This is a genomic window from Streptococcus sanguinis, assembly GCF_019929145.1.
In the GTDB taxonomy this organism is placed as follows: Bacteria; Bacillota; Bacilli; order Lactobacillales; family Streptococcaceae; genus Streptococcus; species Streptococcus sanguinis_U.
The window spans coordinates 378368-403515 of sequence record NZ_JAHZOW010000001.1 but is presented as its reverse complement, the minus strand read 5'-3'; the positions used below and the strand labels follow the sequence as shown (position 1 = coordinate 403515).

Sequence of the window (25148 nt, the reverse complement as noted above, 5' to 3'; positions counted from 1 at the left end):
GGATTTATCTTATTTTACACTATTTTTGCATAATTTTCTGTAACAAACATATTAAAAAGCTAACAATCCTGTGAGAAAAGGCTGGGACAGATAATCCCAACCTCTCAATCACATAGCGCTAGTTTTACAAGGCTCATCATAGATAGCCTATTCTTACTTAATTACTTCCTGAGTCTTAGCATAGTTAGCCTCGACTGCTTCTTTTTCAGATTTCCACCAATCTTGGTTGTCCGTGTACCACTTGATTGTCTCTTTGAGACCTGCTTCAAAGTTGGTAAACTCTGGCTTCCAACCTAGCTCATCGCGGAGCTTACTGGCATCAATGGCATAGCGAAGGTCATGGCCGGCGCGGTCTGTCACATGGTCATAAGCATCAGCCGGCTGACCCATTTCCTTGAGAATCAGCTCCAGAACTTCCTTGTTGTTCTTCTCACCATCAGCACCAATCAAGTAAGTTTCACCGATTTGACCCTTGGTCAAAATTGTCCAAACACCTGATGAATGGTCATTAGTATGAATCCAGTCACGAACGTTTTTACCTTCGCCATAAAGTTTTGGCTTGATACCGCTCAAGATATTGGTGATCTGGCGCGGAATGAACTTCTCAATGTGCTGGTAAGGACCATAGTTGTTTGAACAGTTAGAAATCGTCGCTTTGACACCAAATGAGCGCACCCAAGCTTTAACGATCAAGTCTGAAGCTGCCTTGGTTGATGAGTAAGGTGAGCTTGGATTGTACTTGGTTTCAGCAGTAAATTTCTCACCTGGACCTTCTCCATGACCTGGCAAGTCTTCACGCAGAGGCAGGTCACCATAGACTTCGTCAGTCGATACATGGTGGAAACGAATGTCGTACTTACGAGCTGCTTCCAAAAGTGTGTAAGTTCCGATGAAGTTGGTGTGGATAAATGGACTCGGGTCATTGAGCGAGTTATCATTGTGGCTTTCTGCCGCATAGTGAACGATAGCATCCGCTTCGGAAGCCAGCTTATCTACCAAGGCTGCATCAGCAATATCTCCAACAACCAACTCAACACGGTCGCCTAAAATTTCTTCAATATTGGCACGATTACCCGCGTAAGTCAGCTTGTCCAGCACTGTCACATGGACATCTGGAAAGTTATTGTAAACATAGTGGACAAAGTTAGAACCGATAAAACCAGCTCCACCTGTCACGATAATTTTTTTATATTCAGTCATTGATTTATTTTTTCTCCATAATAAAACAAAATAAGGAATTATTTGTTTCGTAAAAAATAGTAATTTTGAAATTATATAAAGGGCTAAGAAAATAAACAAAAAGAGGAGAACCATCATCAGAATGAATCCTAATGGTCCTAGAGAAATAAGAAAATAGAATATAATCAGCAAGAAATAGATAATATATTCAAACACTTGTTCTATTCACTCTTCTTATAAATCTTCTTTTCTTAGAGGTTTGACATCCTTAAGTAGCGGATGGTTCTTGTCTGCTTCTGAGACTTCTGCTGCTTCTAGGTTTTCCCACTGGATGCCTAGAGCTGGGTCTACATAGTTGACAAAGGCATACTTCGGTTTGAGCTCAAAAGCCCAATAGTCATTCACCAGATAGCTATAAGAAACGGTGTCAGAAAGGACTTGGAAGCCGTTGGCTACACCACGCGGAACAAAAATCCCCTTGCTGGCATCGATTACTGTCTGGTAGGTATTGCCAAAAGTCTCACCTTCACGCAGGTCTACCCAAGATCCCAGCACCTTGCCGTCATCTGCAACAGAGATGTACTTGTCCCAGGGCTCAGCATGAAGACCACGCAGGACATTTTTACGAGAAAAGCTGACATTATTTTGTAGTTTTCCTTCTGCAAAGAAGCTTTCAGGAAAGCCTAGCGGCAGCATTTTTTCCTTTTGGAAATTCTCCTTAAACCAGCCTCGGTTGTCCCCGCGTACAGGGATATCAAACTCCAGCATTCCAGGAATTCCAGGAACCTCACGCGCTGCTAATTCCTTATCAAAAAATTGTTCCGCCATCTTCTTATTCTTCTCCAATCAAGCGCAAGAGATAGTGGCCATATTCATTCTTTTTCAATGGCTGCGCCAATTCATGCACTTGCTCTTTAGTGATATAGCCCATACGATAGGCAATTTCTTCCAGATTCGCCACCTGAACGTTCTGCATCCGCTGAACTGTTTCGATATATTGAGCGGCTTCTAAGAGACTTTCATGGGTACCTGTATCCAACCAAGCAAAACCACGTCCCATGAGCTCAACAGACAAATCACCACGATCCAAGTATGCCTTGTTGACATCTGTGATTTCCAGTTCTCCGCGAGGACTTGGCTTGATGTTCTTGGCAATTTCGACGACATCGTTATCATAGAAATACAGTCCTGTCACTGCATAGTTAGAGCGCGGCTGTTCTGGTTTTTCTTCGATAGAAATAGCATTCATATTCTCATCAAATTCTACAACACCAAAGCGTTCTGGATCCTTGACATGGTAGCCAAAAACAGTTGCTCCTTTTTCCTTAGCCGCAGCATTTTGGAGCATTTTACTCAGACCTGGTCCATGGTAAATATTATCCCCAAGAATCAGCGCCACGCGGTCATCTCCAATGAAATCGGCCCCAATGATAAAGGCTTGTGCCAGCCCGTCCGGACTTGGCTGCTCTGCATAAGAGAGCTTGATACCAAACTCAGAGCCATCTCCCAGCAGATCCTCAAAACGAGGCAAATCCGTCGGAGTGGAAATAATCAAGATGTCCTTGATACCAGCCAGCATAAGAGTTGACAGTGGATAATAAATCATGGGTTTGTCATAAACCGGCATGAGCTGTTTTGACGCAGCGCGGGTCAATGGGTACAAACGAGTACCAGAACCACCTGCAAGAATAATACCTTTCATATGAGTTTCCTCTCTTAATGTATTCTCCTTATTCTACCATTTTTGAAAGCGGATGTCATCCTTTTCACTACCCTTAAATAAAAGAAAAAGAGCGGAAATTCCGCTTTCTTCCGCTCTTTGATTTTAAGTTGGTATCAACCCAAAGCCACATCCAAGACCATCATGAGAACAAAGCCCACCATGAGACCTAAAGTCGCCACATCTGTATTGCCATTGGACTGCGAATCTGGTATCAGCTCCTCTACCACTACGAAAATCATAGCTCCTGCTGCAAAGGAAAGGGCATAGGGCAGAATAGCCGTCATGGCCATCACAGCAACTGCTCCTAGAACAGCTCCGATTGGCTCTACAATCGCGGACATAGAACCCCAGTAAAAGGCTTTAAGTCGAGACTTGCCGTCTGTCCGAATCGGAATGGACAACGCAGCTCCTTCTGGGACGTTTTGCAGTCCAATTCCCAAAGCTAGACCAATCGCGCCGACAAAGGCTTCTGGACTAGGATTGGCCGCCAAAGCACCAAAGGCTACTCCGACTGCCAAACCTTCTGGAAAATTGTGAATGGTAATGGCTAAGAAGAGCAGAGCCGTCTTGGATAGCTTCTTGCGGCTATGCTCAGGAACACTCTCAGCCTCCGAAATATCCTTGCTCAAGTGCAAGTGAGGCACCACCGCATCAATCAGCCGCAGGAAAAAACCTCCCACTAAAAAGCCAATCGCCGCAGGCAACCAGGATAGCTTGCCATAAGAAACCTCCGCATACTCAATTGACGGCGCCAGAAGCGACCAAAAGGAAGCCGCAATCATAACGCCTGCCGCAAAGCCCATCATAATATCCAGCAGCTTGCGACTGACCTTTTTAAAGAAAAATACAACAGCTGAGCCTACAATAGTACACCACCATGTAAAAAGCCCAGCCAAGAATGCCTGCATAACCACAGGCTGCGATCGTAACCAGTCCATAACTTCTCCTTATCCTCTAAAATCAATCATACAAAATCGTCTTGGTTTCCCCGATACAGTGTTTTTCCTCATTCCAGTAATGAATCCGCTCGAAAGAGCCTTTCCGCCAGTAGAGAGGCAAACGTTCACGTATGTCGTCCTGCATATCTATTTGGCCAAGTTCGGAAATCTTCCACCATTTTGGCTCTCCTTCATGATCGTTTCCCCTGACTTGCCCTCCTTCAAATGCAGTACAAAGAAAATCATAATACACATACCGTTCTTTTTTACTCGGATTAGTGAAGCCTGAAATTCCCTTCAATTCCATATTTAGAGCAGTCAGCCCTGTTTCTTCTTTTAATTCGCGCCTTGCAGCTTCGAAAAAAGATTCTGGAAATTCCACCTTCCCGCCTGGTTGTATCCACCCTTTAAAGTTATCATGCTGGCGATTAAGCAGTAAAATTTCATCATCTTTTTTTACACAAACATTGACCCAATTCAAAATAGTTTCTGTCATATCAAACCTTCTTCACATACCGCTCAATAGGATAGTCAGCTGGATTCAGCAGCCCCGCTTCTCCTAAAGCCATCTGAGCCAATTGGCGTCCGATGAGTGGGCCAGTTGTCAGACCAGAAGAGCCTAATCCGCTGGCGGCGTAGACATGTGGTAAGTCTGGCACAGCTCCAAAGAAAGGTGCAAAATCGCTGGTATAGGCTCGTGTTCCCACGCGCTCACCTAAAATCTCTGCTTTAGACAGCCTTGGCAAGTAAGTTTCCGATTCTCGCTGCAACTGATTCAATACCGTCTTATCAACTGTCAAATCAAAGCCCTGATCATTTTCATGACTGGCACCGACGCTGACCTTGCCTGCCAGAAAGGGAATGATATCCAGCTCACCCTCAGGCATCACAACAGGGTAGTCATCTGTCTGCTCAGCCAGCTTGAAATCACTTAGCTGTCCCTTTTGTGGCCGAACATCTGTCTTATAGCTCAGTGGCTGCAAGATTTCTCCTAGCCAAGCCCCCACAGCTAAGATGACACAGTCAAATCTACGGCCATCCACCAGAAGTTGCTCTGCATCTACTGTCAATCTTACCTTTTTCTCAACCAACTCTGCCTTGCTGGCTTTCAGAAGTGTCTCCGTCAAGAGTGCTCCCTCCACACGGGCACCACCGGAAGCATAAAGAAGCCTCTCAAAGCCTTGCAAGTCTGGAAATTTCTCATGGGCTTCCTGAAGGCTGAGAAGACTCAAGTCCCCTATTAAGGGCGACTCTTCACGACGATTAGCAGCCAAATCATAAAGCTCCTGCAGCTTGCTCTCATCCTTTTTCAGCAGATAAACACCTGTCTGTTGGTAAAAGTCTGTCTGGATTCCAGCATCTTTCAGTTCCGCAATCAAGTCCTGATAAAAATCAGCGCCCAAACGTGCCATCCTATACCAAGCCTTGTTGCGACGCTTGGAAAACCAAGGACTGATAATGCCAGCGGCTGCCTTGGTTGCCTGCCCCTTGCCGTCATCAAAGACAGTCACTTCCACATCCGGGGATTTGGACAGATAGTAAGCTGCTGTTGATCCGACAATCCCAGCACCAATTACTGCTACTTTTTTCATGTCGCTCCCTCTCAAATATGTCGGAAAGGATTGGTCCAAGCCTGACTAGCCAGAATCTCAATCTCCCATCCTTCTTCTGCCTTCCAAGTATCAAGCTTTTCTTTTAATTTTTCCGTAAAAAGAACCTCGATATGGTGTCCAGGATCCAGCGCTAAAAGCCCTTCTGTCAGCATTTCCTGGGCTGTGTGATAGTAAATATCGCCAGTTATATAGACCTGCGCTCCCTTGGCAATGGCCTCTTGATAAAAGGACTGACCACTGCCACCACAAATAGCTACACGCTCAATCATACGATTGAGATCCGCTTTTTCATAAGTAACCAGACGCAAACTATCTAGTCCAAAAGTTGCCTTGACCTTAGCCGCAAAGTCCCCAAAGGTCTGAGGAGCAATCCTCCCCACACGTCCAATGCCGTTTTCTGGCGTCGTTTGTCTGAGAAAACTTGTCTCTTCAATCTCTAAAAGCTGACAGAACCAGTCATTAAGCCCGTCCTCCACGACATCAATATTGGTATGGCTAACATAGACAGCAATATCATGCTTGATAAGATCTAAAATGATTTGATTTTGTGCCTTATCTGCCACTAGGTCCTTGAGCGGACGAAAAATAGGCGCATGCTTAACGATAATTAGTCCAGCACCTGCCTCAATAGCCTCCGCCACCGTCTGCTCACGAATATCCAGCGCTACTAGAATTTTGTCCACTTCTTTATCCAAAGTTCCGATTTGCAGGCCTGATATGTCGCCCTCCATGGACAGTTCTTGCGGGCAATAGGCTTCATAACGGCCAATAATTTCACTTGCTAGCATGGAGTACCTCCTTGATACTTTCAATTTTTTGGGACATAGCAGAGCGTTCTAGCTCATTTTTTTCTGGGATATGGGCTAGAGCTCCTTCTAGTTTCTTCAGTTCTTTCTGCCATCTTAGCTGAAAAGCAGGTGACTGTTGCTTCATCAAAAAAGGTCCGAAACGTTTTTCTTGCTCTGTTAAAGTTTGCTGGCCAGCTTCTGCTACCAGGATTTCGTAAAACTTACCAGCCTCTTCTAACATATCCTCAGCCAGCAAACGAAAACCGTTAGATACCAGCCAGCTGCGAAGCTCATCCTCTCGGTTATTGGGCTGCAAAATCAAGCGGGAAATAGACCCAAGCTTAGCTCTGCCATTTTCCAAAATCTCCGAAATCAAGCGACCACCCATGCCAGCGATAACGATGGTGTCAATCTGATCTTTCACTTCAAAAGCCGCCAGACCATTGGCCAAGCGAACCTCAATCTGCTTCGTCAGCCCATGCTCTGCTACATTTTTCTGGGCAGACTGAAAAGGCCCCTCTACCACTTCACCGGCCAGAGCTTTCTCAATCCGTCCCTGCTGAATCAGGTAAATAGGCAGATAGGCATGATCGCTCCCAACATCCAGCAACTTTGCCCCATCCGGAACAAAAGCAGCTACTCGCTCCAAGCGTTGGGAAATAGTCTTTTTTTGCATTGCATACTCTTTTCTAAACATTCTTCTATTCAGTATATCATTTTTAAGGGTATAAAAAAAGCAACGAAAAAAATCAGCCTGTTGATAAACTGATTTTGTCTCGCCACTTGTCACTTTTTTATTTGATTTCTTGATACTCGACTGCCAAACCACGCTGGACTGCTGGACGAGCTGCAATCTTCTCCGCCCAAGCAGATAGGTGCTTGTAGGAGGTGGCATCCAAGAACTCAGCTGCGCCTGGATAGAGCTTATCCTGCACCAACTGACCATACCAAGACCAGATAGCAATATCAGCAATACTGTAGTCATCTCCAGCGATATAAGCTTTCTTGGCTAATTCTTTGTCCAGTAAATCCAGCTGTCGCTTGGCTTCCATCGTAAAGCGATTGATGGGATATTCTAGCTTTTCTGGTGCATAGTTAAAGAAATGACCAAATCCGCCTCCCAAGAAGGGCGCCGCTCCTGTCTGCCAGAAGAGCCAGTTGAGCACCTCAGTTCGACCGGACAAATCTGACAGAATCAGCTTTCCAAACTTCTCTGCCAGATAGAGCAGGATATTGGCTGATTCAAAGACAGGAATCGGCTTATGACCTGACTGGTCCAACAAGGCCGGAATCTTAGAGTTGGGATTGATTTTCACAAAATCTGAGCCAAACTGCTCGCCATCCATAATGCTAATCTTATAAAGGTCATAGGTTGCCTCTGTCACACCCGCTGCCAGTAGTTCCTCCAGCATAATCGTCACCTTGACACCATTAGGTGTCCCAAGTGAATAAAGCTGAAAAGGTTCTTTACCGACAGGAAGCTTCTGCTCAAAGCGCGCGCCAGCAGTAGGCTGATTGATACCTGAAAATTTCCCTTGGTCGCTGTCCGCAGCAGACCAGACTTTTGGCAATTGATACGTCATACTTTTCTCCTTTTTTATAAAACCAAGGGCCTGTCATATCTAACAGGCCACTATAAATCTAATAAAGTCAGTCCTTCCACAAATTCATGGCATTGAGGAAATCATCTGAAACTGTCACATTTTGAGGATTAGCTGCTTCACGTTCTTCCCGCTTGGCTTCTACCTGAGCAAGTGTGGTGATACCTTCTTTACGCCAATTGCGCAAGATAGCCTGAATATACTTCCAGTTGGCCTTGCCATTAAACACAGCCTCACGAAGGGCAGCCTTGACCAAGTCAGGATTGGTTTTATCGTCTTGGACAGTCTTGGTCAAGTCCTCAATTTCAAAGGGTGTCAAGAGACGGCCCAGCTCCTGCTGGAAGGTCTCCACCAAGTCTTTCAAAACATTCTGAGGCGCCTTTGCCACAGTCTGATGACCGCTTTTGGCTGCCAGCAGTTCATCCAGCTTTTCCAAAGCCGGTGAAGCATCAAAGATGACCTCTGTCTCTCCATTCAGCTCAATGGTCTTATACTGCAAGAGACCTTTCTCCGTCAAATGGGACATAGAGCGATTGACTTCCGACAGGGTCTTGCCAATATGCTCCGCAATCTGACTAGGCGCCAGCTCTTCCAAGGAAGTCGTATTTTGCAAATAGAAAAACTGCCAGACCAAAAAATCATCGCTGGAATCAAAGATGTCCTTAAAATGTAAAAGAAGAGCGCTCGGGATTACTAGATTGCCCGATTTAAAAGCTGATAAATAAGTCATGTCACCTCTTATAGATAAGCAAAAAACGATACATCATTTTCAGGGCTCTCCCAGTCGAAAGGTGTCTCCTGATAGACAGCATAATTGACCCAATTGCTGAAAAAGAGTGCCGCGGCCGAACTCCAGCACAAGGCCGGTGTCGTATGGACATCATCGTTTTTGAAATAATTCTCTGGAATATGTGGATTCTTGCCCGCCTTTAAATCGCGGAAATACTCCTTGGATAAAGTATCGCGGTCGTATTCCATATGACCGAAGCTATACACCTCTCGCAAGTCCCGGCTAGCCAGCACAGAGAGGCCCGTATCCTCTCCAAATGAGAGAATTTCCAGATTGGTCAGATTGACAATATCTTCCTTTAGAACTTCGGTATGACGGGAATGCGGCGCATAAAACTCATCGTCAAAACCACGAAAAAGCAGATTGCTGCTATCAGATGATTGGCTATAGACACCCGATAATTTGCGCGTCATCTGGTGTTTGTCCACGCCGTAGCGAGCGTAAAGTCCAGCCTGAGCTCCCCAACAGATATGCAGAGTCGAAAAGACATGGGTCTTGGACCATTCAATCACCTGCTGGAACTCTTCCCAGTAGTCCACCGCTTCAAAAGGCAGATGCTCTACTGGCGCACCAGTGATAATCAAGCCATCAAAATAGCGATTCTTAACCTCATCAAAAGTCTTATAGAAAGTCTCCATATGCTCTGCACGTGTCGTTTTAGACTGGTGAGAGCTCATGTAGAGGAAGTCAATAGTCAACTGCAGCGGGGTATTAGCCAAATGGCGCAGTATCTGAGTCTCCGTCACCATTTTCTGGGGCATGAGATTGAGTACCAGAATATTCAGAGGGCGGATATCCTGATGGTCCGCCCTGTCGTCATCCATGACAAAGATATTCTCAGAACTTAAAATGTCAACAGCTGGCAGTTTCTTATCAATCTTAATTGGCATGAAAATATCTCCTTCAATCGTTAGAAAGGCTTGGAAATACTTTTCCAGCCTATTCTTTGTTTATCCAATGTACTTTCATTATACTGAAAGGAGATATAGTTTTCAATTATACTTTTTCTCTAACTAGATATAGCTAGAAACTATGTATTAATAGTGCATGAGAACCTTGTAGTCGTAATCGCCGATAACTTCGCGACCCTTGAGCTCATCCAGCTCAATAAGGAAGGCACAGCCAGCCACTACACCACCAAGGCGCTCAATCATCTCGATTGTTGCCTTCACTGTACCACCAGTCGCAAGGAGATCATCGACAATCAGAACGCGCTGACCTGGCTTGATAGCATCCGCATGCATGGTCAGGGTATCCATACCATACTCTTTTTCATAGTCGGCTGAGATAACTTCACGAGGAAGTTTGCCAGGCTTGCGGACTGGAGCAAAGCCGATTCCTAACTCAAAGGCAACTGGACAGCCCACGATAAAGCCACGAGCTTCCGGTCCAACGATCATGTCAATCTTCTTGTCTGTCGCATATTGAACAATCTCACGAACAGCGTAGCTATAAGCATTTCCGTCTGCCATCAATGGGCTAATATCACGGAATGTCACGCCTTCCTTTGGATAATTTTCGATTGTTGCAATGTAGTCTTTTAAATTCATGATATACTTTCTTTCAAAAAAATTTTTTACTCTCTATTATATCACTTTTTCATCCAAATGGTAATAGAAAACTTACTTTTTTAGGGGATAGATTATTTAATTTGAAAGAGTATGCTTCATTTATTTATAGACCACCGTATTGAGACTGGAATTGAGTTGGTTAATCTTTATAATCGTTTTTTCTAGGCAAGTCAAAATCAGATGTATAGCTCTAAATAAAGAGGTGTTGCTATTTCTTGTTCATAATTTTTTACAATATCCTTCGTAAATAAGCCTAATAAGTCCAAACCATTAGATGGATTAATCTCAAATGTTGAAAATACAGAGTTTTCAAGAAAATTATGCAATTCTTTATAATTTGTCACATAGCTATACCCCTGAGGAGCGTTAAATTTCGGAGATAATTCTTTAGCTTGTTTTAATGATATAGGCGAGTCAAGAAGAGATAGGGAGTAAATTGGAGAAAAATACTTAGCACCTTCTTGCAAATGGTTTTCCAAATATGAACGACTACTATTTGCTAAATCTGAATTTTCTAAAAAGTTTTGGATCTTATTACGCTGACCTAAAACCATTTTCCCGACAATCATCTTAACGGGTGAAGAAAGATATAAATAAGCTAACGTTTCTTTTTCAGGAATCCTTGAACGATATTCAAAATGCTTTTTTCCTGTTAGCAAAGCTTTAAAAAATTCTGGTTTAAAACTCAGGATAATTTCATTCATCTAAAATGTTCTCCTTTGCAAGACTTTGGCTCAGCCTTATACCATCTCATCTCTCCATCAAATAATCATAAATCTCCTGCACTGTGCCCAGTGCCATGAGTTCTTGTTCTTTGACTAGGCGCTTGAGGTCTTGGTAAATGTGACTGCTGTCAATTTCTTTCTTTTCTGCTTCTTTATTGACCTTCATGACGCCTTCCGTTATGCTGACAAAGCCCAGCTCTTCAAAAATCTGAATCATTTTGACCAAGAGAATTGGGTCAATTTTCAGGTAAGCTGCTAGGTCCTTGAGCTTATAGCGTACATCAAACTCGGGGAACTGATAGATTGTCTTGTAGAGTTTGGCAAACTGCTCACGGTTGCCATAACCAGTCAGATAATAAGGCTTGGCAATCTCATTCTTAAAGTAAATAGCTTCGAAATCCTGAGACTGAAGAATCGTCTTCAAATCCTGCAAATCATCAGGCAAGTCATAAACCACAACTGCCCTGCTATTTCTCAAATCTGGCAATTCCTCTGTGAAACGCAAGACTGGAACCTTATCAGGCAGCGTCGCATTTTTGCTGCGGATATTGAAAAGTTGAACACCGTCCACACGGGCATCTACCAGCATGAGCTGGAGACTGGTCTGTCCATTCCATTTATTGACAGAGAGGCTGACAGCCAGCTCCAGATTCTTGGTCTGGGCAAACTCTGTCGCCAGGCTTCCTTGCCCAAAAGCTACTACTTCAAAAGTAGCATCTTGTTGAGAAATTTTTAGCTTGAGATGGCTATTGCCAGCCCCCATAGTCCGAGCATTGTCCACTTTAAAGTCCTTGAGGTAAAAAAGTGGCTTCTTATTATCCATACCAAAAGGAGCCAGTCTTTCAAAACTTTTGAGTGTATCCAGGGTCAGTTCTGGCAGACGCAGCTCCTCATCTAAATACAGAACAGTTTTACCAGTCAAATCCAAATCATTGTCTAAGATGTAGGCTGTCAGGATATCAGATAGCTCTGCTAGTTTGTCTGCTTCAAGAGTCATCCCAGCCGCTCCAGCGTGCCCGCCAAAAGCTACAAAAAGGTCACGGTGGCTGTCCAAGGCCTCAAAAATATTGACCGCTTCAATACTGCGGGCGCTACCCTTAGCGATACCATCCTCAATATTGAGCACTATGACTGGCTGGTGCAACTCTTCCAGCAAGCGCCCAGCGACAATTCCTAGCACACCAGGATTCCAGCCTTCCTTAGCCAGCACTTGCACTGGTCTCTTAGGATCCAGCATGGTTTGTGCTTCTTCATAAATCTGCTGGACGATTTCCTTGCGCTCATCATTTTTCTGGTTGATCATGAGAGCAATGTCATGAGCTTCGTCGTCGTCAAAGCCTTTTAAAAGCTCAACCGCCGGATTTGGATCATCCAGCCGTCCCAAGGCATTGAGTCGGGGAGCAAGCTGGAAACCAACCGTTTCTTCGTCTAGCTCATCTGGCTGAATGCCTGCAATTTTGAAGAGTTCCTGAAGTCCTACTCTCTGGGTATTTTTGAGGACGGAGAGACCATATTTGACTAAGATACGATTTTCCCCTGTCAGACTGACCATATCGGCAATGGTACCAATGGCCACTAAGTCCAAAAGTTCGACTTGGACTTCTTCCAGTAAGGCTGTTGCCAACTTAAAAGCCACTCCACAGCCAGCCAAATGCTTGAAAGGATAATCCGCACCGCTATGTTCCGGATGAACAATCGCATAGGCATTTGGCAACTCCTCAGGCATAGAGTGGTGATCCGTCACGATGACATCCACCCCCAGCGACTGGGCCAAATCGATAGCTTCAAGGCCCGCCACTCCATTATCTACTGTAATAATGAGCGAAATGCCTTGATTTTCAATAAAATACTTGTAAACACTGCTATTAGGACCATAGCCGTCCGTAAAGCGATTGGGCAGGTAGACCTGACACTCAGCCCCCAGCTGCTCCAAGGCTTCCTTGACAATCGATGCCGAGGTCATCCCATCCGCATCATAATCGCCATAGATCAAAATCTGCTCGTAATTCTCAATCGCTGAGCGAATGCGCTCCACTGCCCGCTCCATATCATGCAGGTCATAAGGATCGTGAAGCTGGTCTAAACTAGGCTCCAAAAATTCCTGCAAAGCTTCTTCAGTCTGCACACCCCTTTGGTAAAGGAGACTAGCAGCGGCAGGTTCCAATCCAGCTTTTTTAGCCTTTTTTAGAAATTTTTCGTCTGTAAAATTAGTGGCAAACTGCCAGTCGTATTTTGAGCTAATCATGATAAGTGAAACACTTTCTCCGTTCAATCTTGTCTGAATATTATAACATGAAAAGACTGGTTCAACCAGTCTCAAACTTCTTATCTTCGAGCAAGGTTCTCAGCCTCACTCATCTAGATAAAGTCCCTTAGCAACGCTTTTATCAATAACTTCCTGAGCTAATCCCCAAAGACTTTCAGAGGTTTCTTGAATAAAGGATTTCTTTGCGATGACCTGCGACTTGGTCAGGCCATGAGGGTTATCATGAGGCTGAGCAACTTCCAAGTGATTGAGCAGGGGAACCAGAGCATCAAGTACTCGGGCATATTTAGCCTCTATGCTAATGCCGGTTTCAAATTCCTGCCAAAGCTCTAAAAAGGAATCCTGCTGATCTAGTGGCAACTTGTCCAAACTGATTTTCAAGGACCCCAGCTCTCTATCATAAGAATCGCTCTTGCCCACGTCGTCAAAGATAAAGGTATCACCAGCATATATTTCGCCCAAATCATGAATCAATAACATTGACATGATCTTTTCCAGATTGACCTCTTCGGGGATATATTCTCGAAAAACTAGCGCCATGAGCGCCCCCTGCCAACTATGCTCAGCAGAATTCTCAAAACGATAAGCGTCCAAGGTCCGATTGTTGCGATGAGTGGCTTTCAGCTTTTCCAGCTCATTGGTAAAAGCTAGCTGCTGTTGTAGACGTTCAAGCATGTGGAACTCCTTTGAAATGTTTTTATTATTATACCACAATAGCACTAATAAGATTGTCCAGATTTGTTTGAAGTATTAAAGTGACAGTTGAGCTAATTAGTGATATACTAAGACAATAAAGGTTAATTAATTGCAAACTTTGAAAGGAATAATAATGACCTATCTTTTAAAAGTAGAAGATTTTGTTAATATAGAAGAAAATAAGAGTTCCTTCGTTATCAATGATCTGGTTGCTATTTGCAAGCGAAGTAATAATCCCAACCGAGACTATTTATTTGTTAATAAATATCAAGCTAAACATTATCCTGTTAAAGCCCATAATACGCTGCGGCTATTTTCCGAACTCTATCAAGAAATAAAAAGGCAAATTCCTTCTGACAAGCGTATTTTAGTTGTTGGTTTTTCTGAGACGGCTACTGGAATCGCCCAGGCAATCATGCATATTGCCTTGGAAAACAAAGATTTGAATACTGTCTTTTATTTACAGACTACTCGAGAAAGCATTAATACGGATATCCAAAATATCTCTTTCGAAGAAGAGCATTCACATGCAAGCACACAAAAATTATATTACCGATCAGATATTCCTGACTATGATACTGTCTTATTTATCGAAGATGAAATAACAACAGGAAATACAATTGTTAACTTTATTGAAAAATTTCAAAAAATTAAAGACGGTATTTCTTTTGCAGCCGCTTCTATATTAAACTGGCAAAATACAAAGAATCGTAAGATTTTTCAAGAAAAAGGAATCAAAAGAATATACCTAGTCAGTGGTCAAATGAGAGATAATACTCCACTCATAGAGCTGAAAGAAACAATACTGGAAAAACCAAGACTAACTTCAGACGTTCACTATCATTTATCTGACAAGCTCAATCCTCGAACAGGTCTCACTAAAGAAGAGTTTTTAGTCTTCCAAGAAACTGCTCTAAATCGATTGACTTCGCAAGTCTCTCGGAAATCTAAAGAAGAAACAATAGCTGTCATTGGAACTGAGGAAAATATGTGGTTACCAATTAGGCTAGCCCAAGAACTTGATGCAGAGGTTCGCTCCACTACAAGAAGTCCTATTTCCCTCTCCAATGAAGACAACTATCTTTTCCATAACGGCATAGCTTTGGCCAGTGCTTACGAAAGTAATAGAATGACTTTCCTTTACGATATTGAACGTCATTATGACCAAATTATCATCGTCTATGAGGTTATGACTGATGCATTTCGAGCAACTCTTCAAAATAAACTGCAGCCCTTTAGTAAGCAAACACTAATTTTTGTTAAACAATAAGAAAGGCTTTTATGAATTTAGTAAAAACTAGTTACCCTGAATCCGATGTAACCATCCTCTTACAAGATGTGCGTGGAAAGGTTCCTGTATTAGACACTGCTGAAAGAGAAAAGTTAAATCAACAGGGCGTTCATTATTCCGAAATGCTACCTCTAGAATATGCCCCAACAGAGCGCTATATGAAAATCTATCAAGAAAGCCTCGCAACTCTTTCTTTTGAGACTGCTAACGCTATAGCAAGTCTTTCTGAAAAGATTTTTAAGAAAAAAGGAGAAAATCTTGTTTTAGTTTCCTTAGCAAGGGCAGGGACTCCTATAGGTATTCTAATAAAAAGGTACCTTCACTATAAATATCAGCTTGATGTGCCGCATTATAGTATTTCTATCATTAGAGGTAAAGGGATTGACATAGCTGCCATGAATATTATAGCCAACAAGCACCATCCTAAAGATATTCAATTTGTGGATGGTTGGGTTGGAAAAGGAGCAATAAATACCGTCCTTGAAGAAGCCTGCCAGAGGTTAGCAGAGGAAAACAAATTCTTTTCCGAACTAGATCCTACTCTAGCTGTACTCAGTGATCCAGCTTCGGTAACACCGCTTTATGGTACTCGTCAGGACTTTTTAATCCCTAGCGCTTGCTTAAATGCTACTGTCAGCGGCCTCGTCAGCAGGACGGTCAAATTAAAAGAAATGAAAGATGACGAGCTTCACGGAGCTGTTTATTATGCAGAAAACGAAGCTTACGACCATTCATTGGAATTCTTAGATAAAGTGCAATCCTATTTTGACCAAGTTCAATTAGATTATTTCAATCCTTCACAAGAAGAGCTCAATGAGGATTTCAAAGGATTGGACGAAGTTAAGAAAATCGCCCAATCCTACAACATTAGTGATATCAATAAAATAAAACCAGGAGTTGGTGAGACAACTAGAGTTCTGCTTAGGCGCCTTCCAGACAGGGTGTTAATTAGAGAAAAGGCTAATCAAAAATACCTTAAACATATCCTTCAATTATGTGAAGAAAAACAAATCCCAATCGAATATGTCAACCTACAGAAATATAATGTTTGTGGCATTATAAAGGAAGTCGCTGATTTATAGTTTATCTCTTGACAAAGACCATTTTATAAATATACAATGGTATCTATAAAGCAGGGGAGAGCAGACTTTAATAAGCTATCTCCAGTGATTTAGGAGGTACAAAGCAAACCATCTGCACTCTTCGTTTAACTTTTATACAAAGAAGACAAAAGATGTGACATTATAATCGTAGAAAGCAGGTATATTTCATGTCGACCAGTCTGCAAAATCTGCCCTTTGAACTTTGGCGTTCAATCACAGAACGAAAAGGAATACAAGCCACTTTCGCTCCTGTTTTTACACGATATATCGGGGTTGAAAATCAAAGTAAATATGATAGTGTATTAAAAACTATTTTGGTAAAAGCTCAAGAGGATTCAACTCACACTATTTACTTTGACGGCCAAATCCCAATGAATGCAGATTTTGATTTCATTAACAGCATAAAAAACGAGCTTGCTTCAATGGAAGTTAGTCAAATAGCCAGTCAGGATATTACACTCTTTGAAAATGCAGAGCTCAATCATCAATTTCTGATTGCTCTTGAATATATAACAAATCTTGCTATCCGTCAGGAAAATTTCCTGAATAACAGCGTGAGAAATAATTTTATATGCAAAATGCTACTCTATGCATACTTACATATTTTCAGCTTATCCTATCAAGATAGAGATTACCTTACAAACAAGTGCATCTACTATGGTAGTATTTCCAAACACGATATATATTTCTTGCTGTTACTAAATCGCTTTGGTTTTGATGTCATTTATATTAATCCACTAAAAGATGATGAAAATTTTGCTCAAGTTGACTCTGATCAAATCAGTACTGTCCATAAAAACACTCAAATCCTGCCTATCCAAAGTTGGGCAGAAAGAGCTAAAAATGGACAAATTATAGAGGAAAATCGTTCAATTACACTGGATATAGAAACACAAATTGAAGAACAGTTATTTACAAATTCTGGCATCTATAGACCTTGGCAGTTCCGAAATGGAACGACAAGCCCCATTTTTTTCAATTCAACTTTAATTGATGTAGAACAAAATTGGAACGCACCCGCAAAAGTTCGGAACGGATTTAAGACCGTTGAGAAAACAGTCTACGTCCCACATTTCTTTTTTGAAATAGAGGGAGAATATAATCCAATTGACAAGTACGCCCATTTGGTCAATATCTGTTCTTCGTCTGACAATACGCTCGTTTTAACATCCAATGGTGATGAACTGATTACTCATGAAATAAATGATTCCGATAAATATCAGCTTATGTTTTGTCAACTCAGTAATGGAAGTTTTGATATTGAGGAGATTATGAAGCTCCCATTCTATCGCTATGCTCCTTATAACGATGAAACAGAAAAATTCCTTCTCAATAAGATTAACGAAACCATTGCAGATACTCGACTGTTCAAACAACCATTGACAGTATCCAAAGAAGAAATATTAAACTTTGCACTGTTGATTCTACAGTTGGATAAAAGAGTAATACGACTCATAGATAGCTTTGATTTTACCGGCTTTATACCCAAGATTGTCTTTTTCTTGGAAGGCGAAACTCAGTTATCAAAAAATACGTGCTATGTCCTTGCCTATCTTGGAAAAATTGGTTTTGACATCATCATTTTTTCACCTGCCGGCTTATCTGACCTGAACTCTTACATTAATGCAGAGTACTTTAACACTGTCAGATTAGATGTTATAAACTATGAGCAAAGTTTTCAAGCTATTCAACGAAAGATGAAAAAACAAAATTTCTTCAGTAAACTTTTTAATTAAAGAAAGGAAAACAATATGCCTATCAACACAGGAAGTTTTGATTCGACTCCGCAAGAGATTGAATCAACTGAACTTGAACTTGCTAAACCAGAAGTCCTAGCTGACAACTTAGCCTATAAGCAGAAGCTAAGAACACTGCCTGAGGTTCAGAACCTCACCAATGAGATTGATATTACTAATGTCAACTCTATTATGGCTTTCGGTCAAAAACCGAGTGAAGGGATTTCTCAAATGTCTGATGCTCTATTATCTTCCATGCGAAGGGTAGATGCAGAGGAAGCTTCTCGAATGCTCGTTCAACTTACTAAAATCATGGATAAATTCGATATTAAAGAAATTGAAAATCCAGAAAAAGCATCTGCTCTGCAAAAATTATTTGGCAAAATAAAGAATAGTATTGATAAACTTTTTGCTAAATATGAAGATATGGGTAAAGAGGTTGATCAGATTTATACCATATTGAAGCAATATGAAGTTCAGATTCACCAAACTCAAGAAAATTTGGAAAAACAATATAAAACTAATGTAGCCTACTATGAAGAATTAGAAAAATATATTGTTGCTGGTGAGATTGCTCAAGAAGAAATCGAAGAATACAGCAATCAGATTGCGGCTCGTACGGATATAACAGAGCAAGAAAAACAAACTCAACAGCAAAAGCTAAGCATGATTAAAGATATGCTCGCACAGCGAACATATGACTTACAAATTGCTGAAAACGTGGCCATGCAAACCTGTCCTATGATTCAGACCATGCAAATGTCTAACTTTAATCTGATGCGGAAAATCAATTCTTCCTTTATTATCACATTGCCAATCTTCAAGCAATGTTTGGTTCAAGCTATTCAATTAAAAAGACAGGAAATTCAAGCTAAGTCTATCAAACAATTGGATGAAAAAACCAATGAACTTCTAATTCGTAATGCACAAAATACTGCTAATCAATCTGTTAATATTGCTCGTATGGCTGGTGGAAGCTCTATTCAAATGGAAACTCTTCGTACTACTTATGAGACAATCAAAAAAGGAATTGAAGAAACCAAGCAGATCAATAATCAAATTGCTGAAAAACGAAAAAGTGATTCGATTGAGTTAGAACATATGAAATCTGACATGGCTGAAAAAGGTTTTATAAGCGGTCATTGATATCACTTAAAATAAGGTACCGATAACTCTTACTTGGCTTTCCTTAAGCTAAAGAGTTTTAAAAATATTATGACTCAGAAAGGAATATCTATATGGATTTCACTAATTTAAACTCTGGCAGCTCTGCTGCTCCTCTTAACCTCTCTAAAGGGAGCGTTTTAGATTTAACAAAGCAGGCTCCTGCATTAAAAAATTGCGTTCTAGGCGGCGGCTGGGATATGGCTGTTGCAGGACCAACTGCTGACCTAGACTTAGCAGCCTTCCTAGTTGAAGAAAGCGGTCGTGTTGCACAAGTACCGAATGATGTTATTTTCTTCAATAATATGTCTGCAGCTGGAATTCGTCTTGAAGGTGATAATCGTACTGGAGAAGGCGAAGGCGACGATGAACGAATCCAAATTAATCTTGATGCAATCGAACCTCGAATTAAGAAAATTGTCTTCTTCATTACTATTTTTGATGCAGTCACTAAACGTCAGACTTTTGGCATGATTAAAAATGCTTTTGTCCGCCTTCTAGATGCCGACAATAACGAACAGGAAATCTGCCGCTATGAATTGAGTGACAGTTATTCTGCTGATACTTCTGTAACAGCTTGTTCCCTTAGTCGGACAGCTAATGGCTGGGCTTTTGAAGCAATCGGTGAGGGAGCTATCGCTGACCTCAACCAACTCTTGTCTCGCTATATGTAATTAAGAAAATAGAAAGGAAAATATTATGGGACTTTTTGGTAAATTGTTTGGTGGAGATGAGCAACAAACTCAAGCTCCTGTTGCTAACACACCTGTTCAAACTTCTAGTACGGAAGGACGTGAAGTCACACTCGATTTAAATAAAGGAGGCATGCTTAACCTTGCAAAAAATGACTTCCTTAATCTTTCTAAAACAGATTTCTCTTTAGAAAATATTCGCGTATCAGCAGGATGGGATGTTAAGACAAGTCTCTTTGGCTCTGACTTTGACCTTGATCTTTGTGCCTTCCTTCTTGATTCTTCTGGCCATCTGACTCGTTCAGTTAATAATCTTGTCTATTTCAGTAAAAAGAAATCTCAGGGGATTCAATTAGATCATGATAACCTTACCGGTGCTGGTGACGGTGATGATGAAAACATGTTTGTCAATTTCAATAATATTCATCCAGACGTGGCTCAAATCGTTGTAGCAGTTGTTATCTATTCTGGTCAAAATCGCAAACAATATTTTGGCCAAGTAAAGAATGCCTACGTTCGCTTAGTTGATCAAGCACAACGTCCTGAAAAAGAAATCGCTCGCTTCAATCTATCAGAAGATGGCGGCAAAGCGACGGCCGTTAAATTTGCTGAACTTACACGTACTGTCAATGGTTGGACTTTCAAAGCAGTTGGAGAATACCTAAACGCTTCAATCCAAGACATTGAAAAATCTTACCGTTAATCAGAAAGGAATCTCTCATGGCTATTAATTTCACCTCACTTGGCGGACCTGCCGATCCTACTCCAACACCCACTGAAGTTGCTCCTGCAACGGGAGGTGTATCTCTTGATTTAGAAAAAAATACTATCCTGAACTTAGCTAAAGCTGCTCCAGGCCTTACAAAAGTTGACTTATGCGCTGGTTGGGATATCTCTGCCGGTGGTGCAGATTTTGACCTTGATATTTCTGCTTTCCTATTGAATGAGGCAGGCAAAATTACTTCTGCTAGTGATGTTATTTTTTATAATAACAAAACTGCTCCCGGTATTCACTTAAATGGTGATAATCGTACTGGTGCAGGTGATGGTGATGATGAAGTTATCAATTTGGATTTAGCTGCTCTCTCACCAAGTATCCATAAGGTCATTTGCGCCGTTACCATCGATCAGGCTATCACTCGTCGTCAAACATTTGGCATGGTTAATAATTCCTATGTTCGCTTAGTTAATGCTGAGAACAATTCTGAACTTTGCAAGTTCCAACTTAAAGATGATTATTCTACCGACACAGCTGTTGTTTTTGCAGAACTTGTAAAAGATGGTTCAACTTGGGCCTTCCACACCATCGGTGAAGGTAAGCAGGCTGATTTAAATGGTATAGCTGCACTCTTTAGCTAAAGACAGACAGTTGCCAAATCAAGTTTTATTGACATACAAAAAAGAGACTGAACACTATTGTCTCAGCCTCTTTATTTTTAGAAAGGACAAACAAACCAAATGAATAACTTTAAAGGGCTAAGCTCAGCTGAGGTTGCAGCAAGCAAGTCAGCCCATGGAGATAATAAACTTTCCAGTAAAGAAGCTAACTCACTTCTTTCAATATTTATTGAAGCTTTCAAGGATCAGTGGATTTTGATTCTGCTTGCGGCCTTAGGTCTCAAAATTATTTTCAACTTTATCGGCATGATTTTCCCAGGTATTGGTGAAGCAAATTGGTACGAAGCAATTTCCTTGATTTTTGCCATTCTCCTGTCAACAGGATTTTCTGCTATCTCACAATATCAAAATGAGCAAAAGTTTAATACATTACAAGAAGAAGCCAGCAAAACTAATGCTAAAGTCTATCGCGACGGTAAACTTAAAGAAATTTTAGTAGATGATATTGTCAAAGGAGACCAAATTCTACTTCAAACTGGTGATAAAATTCCTGTTGATGGTATTATTCTTGCTGGGGAATTAAAGGTAAATCAAGCTGTCTTAAACGGAGAAAGTGAAGATGCTACAAAAATCGCTTTAGGTGATAATGCAGAACCAGATAGTCAAGACCTTTTTACAGAATTAAAAATCTTCCGTGGAACTGTGGTAACATCTGGTGAAGCTGTTATGGAAGCAACTGATATTGGTGACCATACTGTTCTTGGAAGCATCAATACCTCTCTCCAAGAGGATGGGAAAGATTCTCCATCAAAAGAGAAATTGAATAAACTAGCAGAAAATATTGGTGTTCTTGGATACAGTGCTGGAGCTGCATACTCTGTCATCAATCTTATTATTGGTTTACTCGCTTTAAATACCACAAATAATTTGAATCTTTCATCTATTTTCTTATTAGTTATTGAAACAATCCTCTTTGCAGTAACTATCATTATCATGGCTGTTCCAGAAGGATTGCCAATGATGCTGGCTCTTGTATCTTCTATGAACTCAGGCCGCTTGTTAGCTCAGAATATTCTAGTTCGCCATCCTGATACTATTGAAACAGCTGGTTATATGAATATCCTTTTCAGCGATAAAACTGGAACAATTACAGAAGGGAAACTATCTGTTGTTGATTTCTTCCTTGGTGACGGAACTCTTTATGAGACAACTGATGAGAGTTCTGCTGCTGATTTCTCTAGTATGTCTGAAAAGTTACTCAAGCAAGTTATTCATGGTATTGGTTTGAATAATGACGCTAATGTTGCAGACGGTATAGCTGTCGGAAGTAACGCAACTGACCGTGCTCTTTTAGATTTTCTAATCAACCGTAATCTCTTAGATTTCGATACAAACACTATTGCTGAAAAAGAACAGTTTAATTCTGCTAAAAAATATGCTAGTGTTACAACTAAGTCAGGCGAAGTTTACATCAAAGGAGCACCAGAATTTATTTTAGACGATTGTCATTTCTATCTTGATAAAGACGGAAATAAAACTGCTTTTACTGCAGCTGATAAAGATAAATTCTCTGCTATCTCTTTAGAACAGGCTAATCGTTCTATGCGTCTTCTCGCTATCCTCAAGAAAGAGGGGGCAGACAAAATCTTGATTGCTGTCGTATGTATTCGAGACAATGTACGGGATTCCATTAAACAGACTGTTGAAACAATGAACAAGGCTGGAGTTCAAGTAGTTATGGTTACAGGGGACCGTAAAGAAACAGCTGTCGCTATTGCTAAAGAAGCCGGAATTGTTACCAGTGATACAGACTTAGTCCTGACCCATGATGAACTAGAGAACCTCTCTGACGAAGAATTGAAAGCGCAACTCCCTAATATGAAAGTTGTAAGTCGTGCCTTACCAATGGATAAGAAGCGCTTAATTGAAGCTGCACAAGATCTTGATATGGTTTGTGGTATGACCGGTGATGGTGTCAATGACTCTCCTGCTCTTAAAGCTGCTGATGTTGGTTTCTCTATGGGGGATGGAACTGAGGTTGCCCGTGAAGCTTCTGATATAGTTATTTTAAACAATAGTTTGACTTCTATAGAAAAAGCAGTACTTTACGGTCGGACAATGAGCAAATCAGTTGGCAAATTCATTATTTTCCAGCTGACAGTTAATGTAACTACTATTGCTATGTCTCTTCTCTCTCCTCTTTTTGGTCTGAAAGAGCCATTTACAATTATTCAAATCCTTTGGATTAACCTCATCATGGATACTCTAGCTGCTCTAGCATTTGGTGAAGAACCTACCTTAGAACGGTATATGAATGAAAAGCCAGTAGCTAAAAAAGCTAATATCCTGACAAAATATATGAAGTCTGCTATTGGAGTTGCTAGTATTTTCATTACTCTTGTCTGTCTAGCTATTCTTAAAAATGTAGCTGGTATTCAAGATTTCATCACTAATGGAACTGGAAACTTTGAAATGGTAACTACCTTCACCTTTACTGTGTTTATCTATGCGATTATCTTCAATTCCCTCAATACTCGCAGTACTGGTCTTAATGTTTTTGAGCATATTTCAGAAAACAAAAAATTCTCGATTGTCATGATTTCCATTGCTATCGTTCAATCTTTAATCATTCAGTTTGGTGGACAGGTCTTCAATACTGTTCCTATGGATATTGAACACTATATTGTAGCACTTGCTATTGCTGTTCTGATTATCCCTATAGACTTCATCCGAAAAGCTCTTACAAAAAATAAATGTTAGTTATAGAAAGGCTGAAACACTAGTGTTTCAGCCTTTACTTATCAACTCTTTTAGTGAAGTGACTATGAATACTTCATGAACAGGGAAAATTTATCCATGACAATAATCTACTTGATTCTTTATAAATGCTTCCAAGACTAGACTTATCGGCTCTTTTATAGTAAGATTGGTATAGTTTGATGAATTGCACACTTTGATAACTAAAATTTATTCTCTTAAGTCATTTAAGATTATAATATTGTTTCATTTAAGTTTGACAAAAATTTTAAGACAATCAATCTAACTTTAATAACCTTTAAATATAACTGCTTGAAATTAAAAAAGAAATTTTTGTTTTCTATTAAAATTTTACAACTATCAGTCCCAAAAAAGAGAGGAATATTATGCTTTTTGCTACTGATTTAGATCGAACCATCATTTATTCTAATAAGTTTGTTGAAAATTATCAGACTGTTTCTTGTGTAGAACATCTAGACGGACGTGAAATCTCCTATATGAGCCATAGAGCATTGGAATTACTTGCTCAAGCCAAAACTCGATGCGATATCCATTTGGTTCCAATTACAACTCGCTCGCTAGCGCAGTTCTCACGCATTATCCCCCTACAAGACTGCCCTTATGCTGTTGTTGCTAATGGCGGAATCATTCTGCATAAAGGTCAACCTTTAAAAGTCTGGCAGGAACACATCGAAAGAACTCGACAAATACAAGCATTGGATTATCCTAAAATCTTAGATATTTTAACTAAATATCAAAAATACTTAACTAGAACTCCATCTTTGGTTGACAATTTATTCTTTTTTACTAAAGTTACCGAAGATCAGGATATCGTTCAAGAGTTTATCTTGCCAAGTCTTGAAAAAGATTTAAAAGATTTAGAATGGACTTTCACTCTTCAGGGGCTTAAACTTTACATCATCCCTAAAGAAATTTCTAAAGAAAACGCTCTTTCTTTTTTAAAAGACTATCTCAAAGAAGAATTTCTAATTACTTCGGGTGACGGAAAATTAGATGCTGGCTTCTTATCTTTAGGCGATATAAAAATGATACCAAAGAACAGTGAAGTTTACCAGCTTATCGATAATAAAGATGGCTATATGATTGTTAATCAAGGAATAGAAGGCGCTGAGGATATTCTTTCAGTAGTCCTCGAACAAAAAACTTAAAAGTGTTG

Annotated in this window: 24 protein-coding genes; 9 read left to right on the top strand and 15 right to left on the bottom strand. The window is 40.7% G+C overall.

Annotated elements, in window-relative coordinates; all coding sequences use genetic code 11:
* Positions 1-153: 153 nt before the first annotated feature.
* The 15 genes from rfbB to K1I94_RS01925 all read right to left on the bottom strand — a co-directional run bounded on the left by rfbB (position 154) and on the right by K1I94_RS01925 (position 13869).
* On the bottom strand, positions 154-1200 hold the full coding sequence (gene rfbB / locus K1I94_RS01995; RefSeq protein ID WP_002906330.1) for a dTDP-glucose 4,6-dehydratase: 1047 nt from the start codon (positions 1198-1200) through the stop codon (positions 154-156).
* 213 nt (positions 1201-1413) lie between these two features.
* Positions 1414-2007 carry a dTDP-4-dehydrorhamnose 3,5-epimerase family protein gene (locus tag K1I94_RS01990; RefSeq protein ID WP_223314239.1) on the bottom strand — a complete coding sequence of 198 codons (594 nt, stop codon included), beginning with the start codon at positions 2005-2007 and terminating at the stop codon, positions 1414-1416.
* A gap of 4 nt (positions 2008-2011) precedes the next feature.
* A complete protein-coding gene (gene rfbA / locus K1I94_RS01985; RefSeq protein ID WP_002897349.1) occupies positions 2012-2881 on the bottom strand; it encodes a glucose-1-phosphate thymidylyltransferase RfbA in 870 nt (289 codons plus the stop codon).
* 134 nt (positions 2882-3015) lie between these two features.
* A complete protein-coding gene (gene tmpA / locus K1I94_RS01980) occupies positions 3016-3840 on the bottom strand; it encodes a ZIP family manganese transporter TmpA (protein ID WP_223314238.1) in 825 nt (274 codons plus the stop codon).
* Between the two features lie 22 nt (positions 3841-3862).
* Complete coding sequence (locus tag K1I94_RS01975) at positions 3863-4336, bottom strand: 8-oxo-dGTP diphosphatase (RefSeq protein ID WP_223314237.1); 474 nt, start codon at positions 4334-4336, stop codon at positions 3863-3865.
* A 1-nt stretch (position 4337) separates the two neighbouring features.
* Positions 4338-5432 (bottom strand): NAD(P)/FAD-dependent oxidoreductase, encoded by a 1095-nt coding sequence (locus K1I94_RS01970; RefSeq protein WP_223314236.1) that lies wholly within the window; start codon positions 5430-5432, stop codon positions 4338-4340.
* Positions 5433-5443: 11 nt separating this feature from the next.
* A complete protein-coding gene (locus K1I94_RS01965) occupies positions 5444-6241 on the bottom strand; it encodes a Nif3-like dinuclear metal center hexameric protein (RefSeq protein WP_223314235.1) in 798 nt (265 codons plus the stop codon).
* Positions 6228-6917, bottom strand: coding sequence for a tRNA (adenine(22)-N(1))-methyltransferase (locus K1I94_RS01960; RefSeq protein WP_223314234.1), 690 nt, complete (start codon positions 6915-6917; stop codon positions 6228-6230). Before K1I94_RS01960 ends, K1I94_RS01965 begins: the two co-directional genes overlap by 14 nt.
* Positions 6918-7035: 118 nt before the next feature.
* The gene (yghU, locus tag K1I94_RS01955) at positions 7036-7824 is read right to left on the bottom strand and encodes a glutathione-dependent disulfide-bond oxidoreductase (RefSeq protein ID WP_223314233.1); all 789 of its coding nucleotides are present in this window, start codon (positions 7822-7824) and stop codon (positions 7036-7038) included.
* Positions 7825-7891: 67 nt separating this feature from the next.
* Positions 7892-8572, bottom strand: a complete 681-nt coding sequence (locus tag K1I94_RS01950; RefSeq protein ID WP_002909462.1) for a DnaD domain-containing protein — start codon at positions 8570-8572, stop codon at positions 7892-7894.
* Between the two features lie 8 nt (positions 8573-8580).
* A complete protein-coding gene (gene metA / locus K1I94_RS01945; RefSeq protein WP_223314232.1) occupies positions 8581-9522 on the bottom strand; it encodes a homoserine O-acetyltransferase MetA in 942 nt (313 codons plus the stop codon).
* Between the two features lie 147 nt (positions 9523-9669).
* Complete coding sequence (locus K1I94_RS01940) at positions 9670-10182, bottom strand: adenine phosphoribosyltransferase (protein ID WP_002906315.1); 513 nt, start codon at positions 10180-10182, stop codon at positions 9670-9672.
* Positions 10183-10379: 197 nt separating this feature from the next.
* Positions 10380-10907 carry a hypothetical protein gene (locus K1I94_RS01935; RefSeq protein ID WP_223314231.1) on the bottom strand — a complete coding sequence of 176 codons (528 nt, stop codon included), beginning with the start codon at positions 10905-10907 and terminating at the stop codon, positions 10380-10382.
* A gap of 46 nt (positions 10908-10953) precedes the next feature.
* On the bottom strand, positions 10954-13173 hold the full coding sequence (gene recJ, locus K1I94_RS01930) for a single-stranded-DNA-specific exonuclease RecJ (RefSeq protein WP_223314230.1): 2220 nt from the start codon (positions 13171-13173) through the stop codon (positions 10954-10956).
* A gap of 105 nt (positions 13174-13278) precedes the next feature.
* A complete protein-coding gene (locus K1I94_RS01925; RefSeq protein ID WP_002906313.1) occupies positions 13279-13869 on the bottom strand; it encodes an HD domain-containing protein in 591 nt (196 codons plus the stop codon).
* Positions 13870-14023: 154 nt separating this feature from the next.
* Here K1I94_RS01925 and K1I94_RS01920 point away from each other — a divergent pair, with 154 nt between their 5' ends.
* The 9 genes from K1I94_RS01920 to K1I94_RS01880 all read left to right on the top strand — a co-directional run bounded on the left by K1I94_RS01920 (position 14024) and on the right by K1I94_RS01880 (position 25140).
* On the top strand, positions 14024-15160 hold the full coding sequence (locus K1I94_RS01920; RefSeq protein ID WP_223314229.1) for a phosphoribosyltransferase domain-containing protein: 1137 nt from the start codon (positions 14024-14026) through the stop codon (positions 15158-15160).
* An 11-nt stretch (positions 15161-15171) separates the two neighbouring features.
* Positions 15172-16263, top strand: a complete 1092-nt coding sequence (locus K1I94_RS01915) for a cysteine protease StiP family protein (RefSeq protein WP_061595137.1) — start codon at positions 15172-15174, stop codon at positions 16261-16263.
* Between the two features lie 188 nt (positions 16264-16451).
* The gene (locus K1I94_RS01910) at positions 16452-18020 is read left to right on the top strand and encodes a YceG family protein (protein ID WP_125404941.1); all 1569 of its coding nucleotides are present in this window, start codon (positions 16452-16454) and stop codon (positions 18018-18020) included.
* Between the two features lie 15 nt (positions 18021-18035).
* The gene (locus tag K1I94_RS01905) at positions 18036-19166 is read left to right on the top strand and encodes a toxic anion resistance protein (RefSeq protein WP_002924275.1); all 1131 of its coding nucleotides are present in this window, start codon (positions 18036-18038) and stop codon (positions 19164-19166) included.
* A gap of 92 nt (positions 19167-19258) precedes the next feature.
* Positions 19259-19858: a TerD family protein gene (locus K1I94_RS01900; protein ID WP_223314228.1), complete on the top strand. Its 600-nt coding sequence runs from the start codon at positions 19259-19261 to the stop codon at positions 19856-19858.
* Between the two features lie 25 nt (positions 19859-19883).
* Positions 19884-20579: a TerD family protein gene (locus K1I94_RS01895; protein ID WP_004191027.1), complete on the top strand. Its 696-nt coding sequence runs from the start codon at positions 19884-19886 to the stop codon at positions 20577-20579.
* A 17-nt stretch (positions 20580-20596) separates the two neighbouring features.
* On the top strand, positions 20597-21235 hold the full coding sequence (locus tag K1I94_RS01890) for a TerD family protein (RefSeq protein WP_223314227.1): 639 nt from the start codon (positions 20597-20599) through the stop codon (positions 21233-21235).
* 99 nt (positions 21236-21334) lie between these two features.
* Positions 21335-23974 carry a calcium-translocating P-type ATPase, PMCA-type gene (locus tag K1I94_RS01885; RefSeq protein WP_223314226.1) on the top strand — a complete coding sequence of 880 codons (2640 nt, stop codon included), beginning with the start codon at positions 21335-21337 and terminating at the stop codon, positions 23972-23974.
* Positions 23975-24357: 383 nt separating this feature from the next.
* Positions 24358-25140 carry an HAD family hydrolase gene (locus tag K1I94_RS01880; protein ID WP_223314225.1) on the top strand — a complete coding sequence of 261 codons (783 nt, stop codon included), beginning with the start codon at positions 24358-24360 and terminating at the stop codon, positions 25138-25140.
* The last annotated feature ends 8 nt before the right edge of the window (positions 25141-25148 follow it).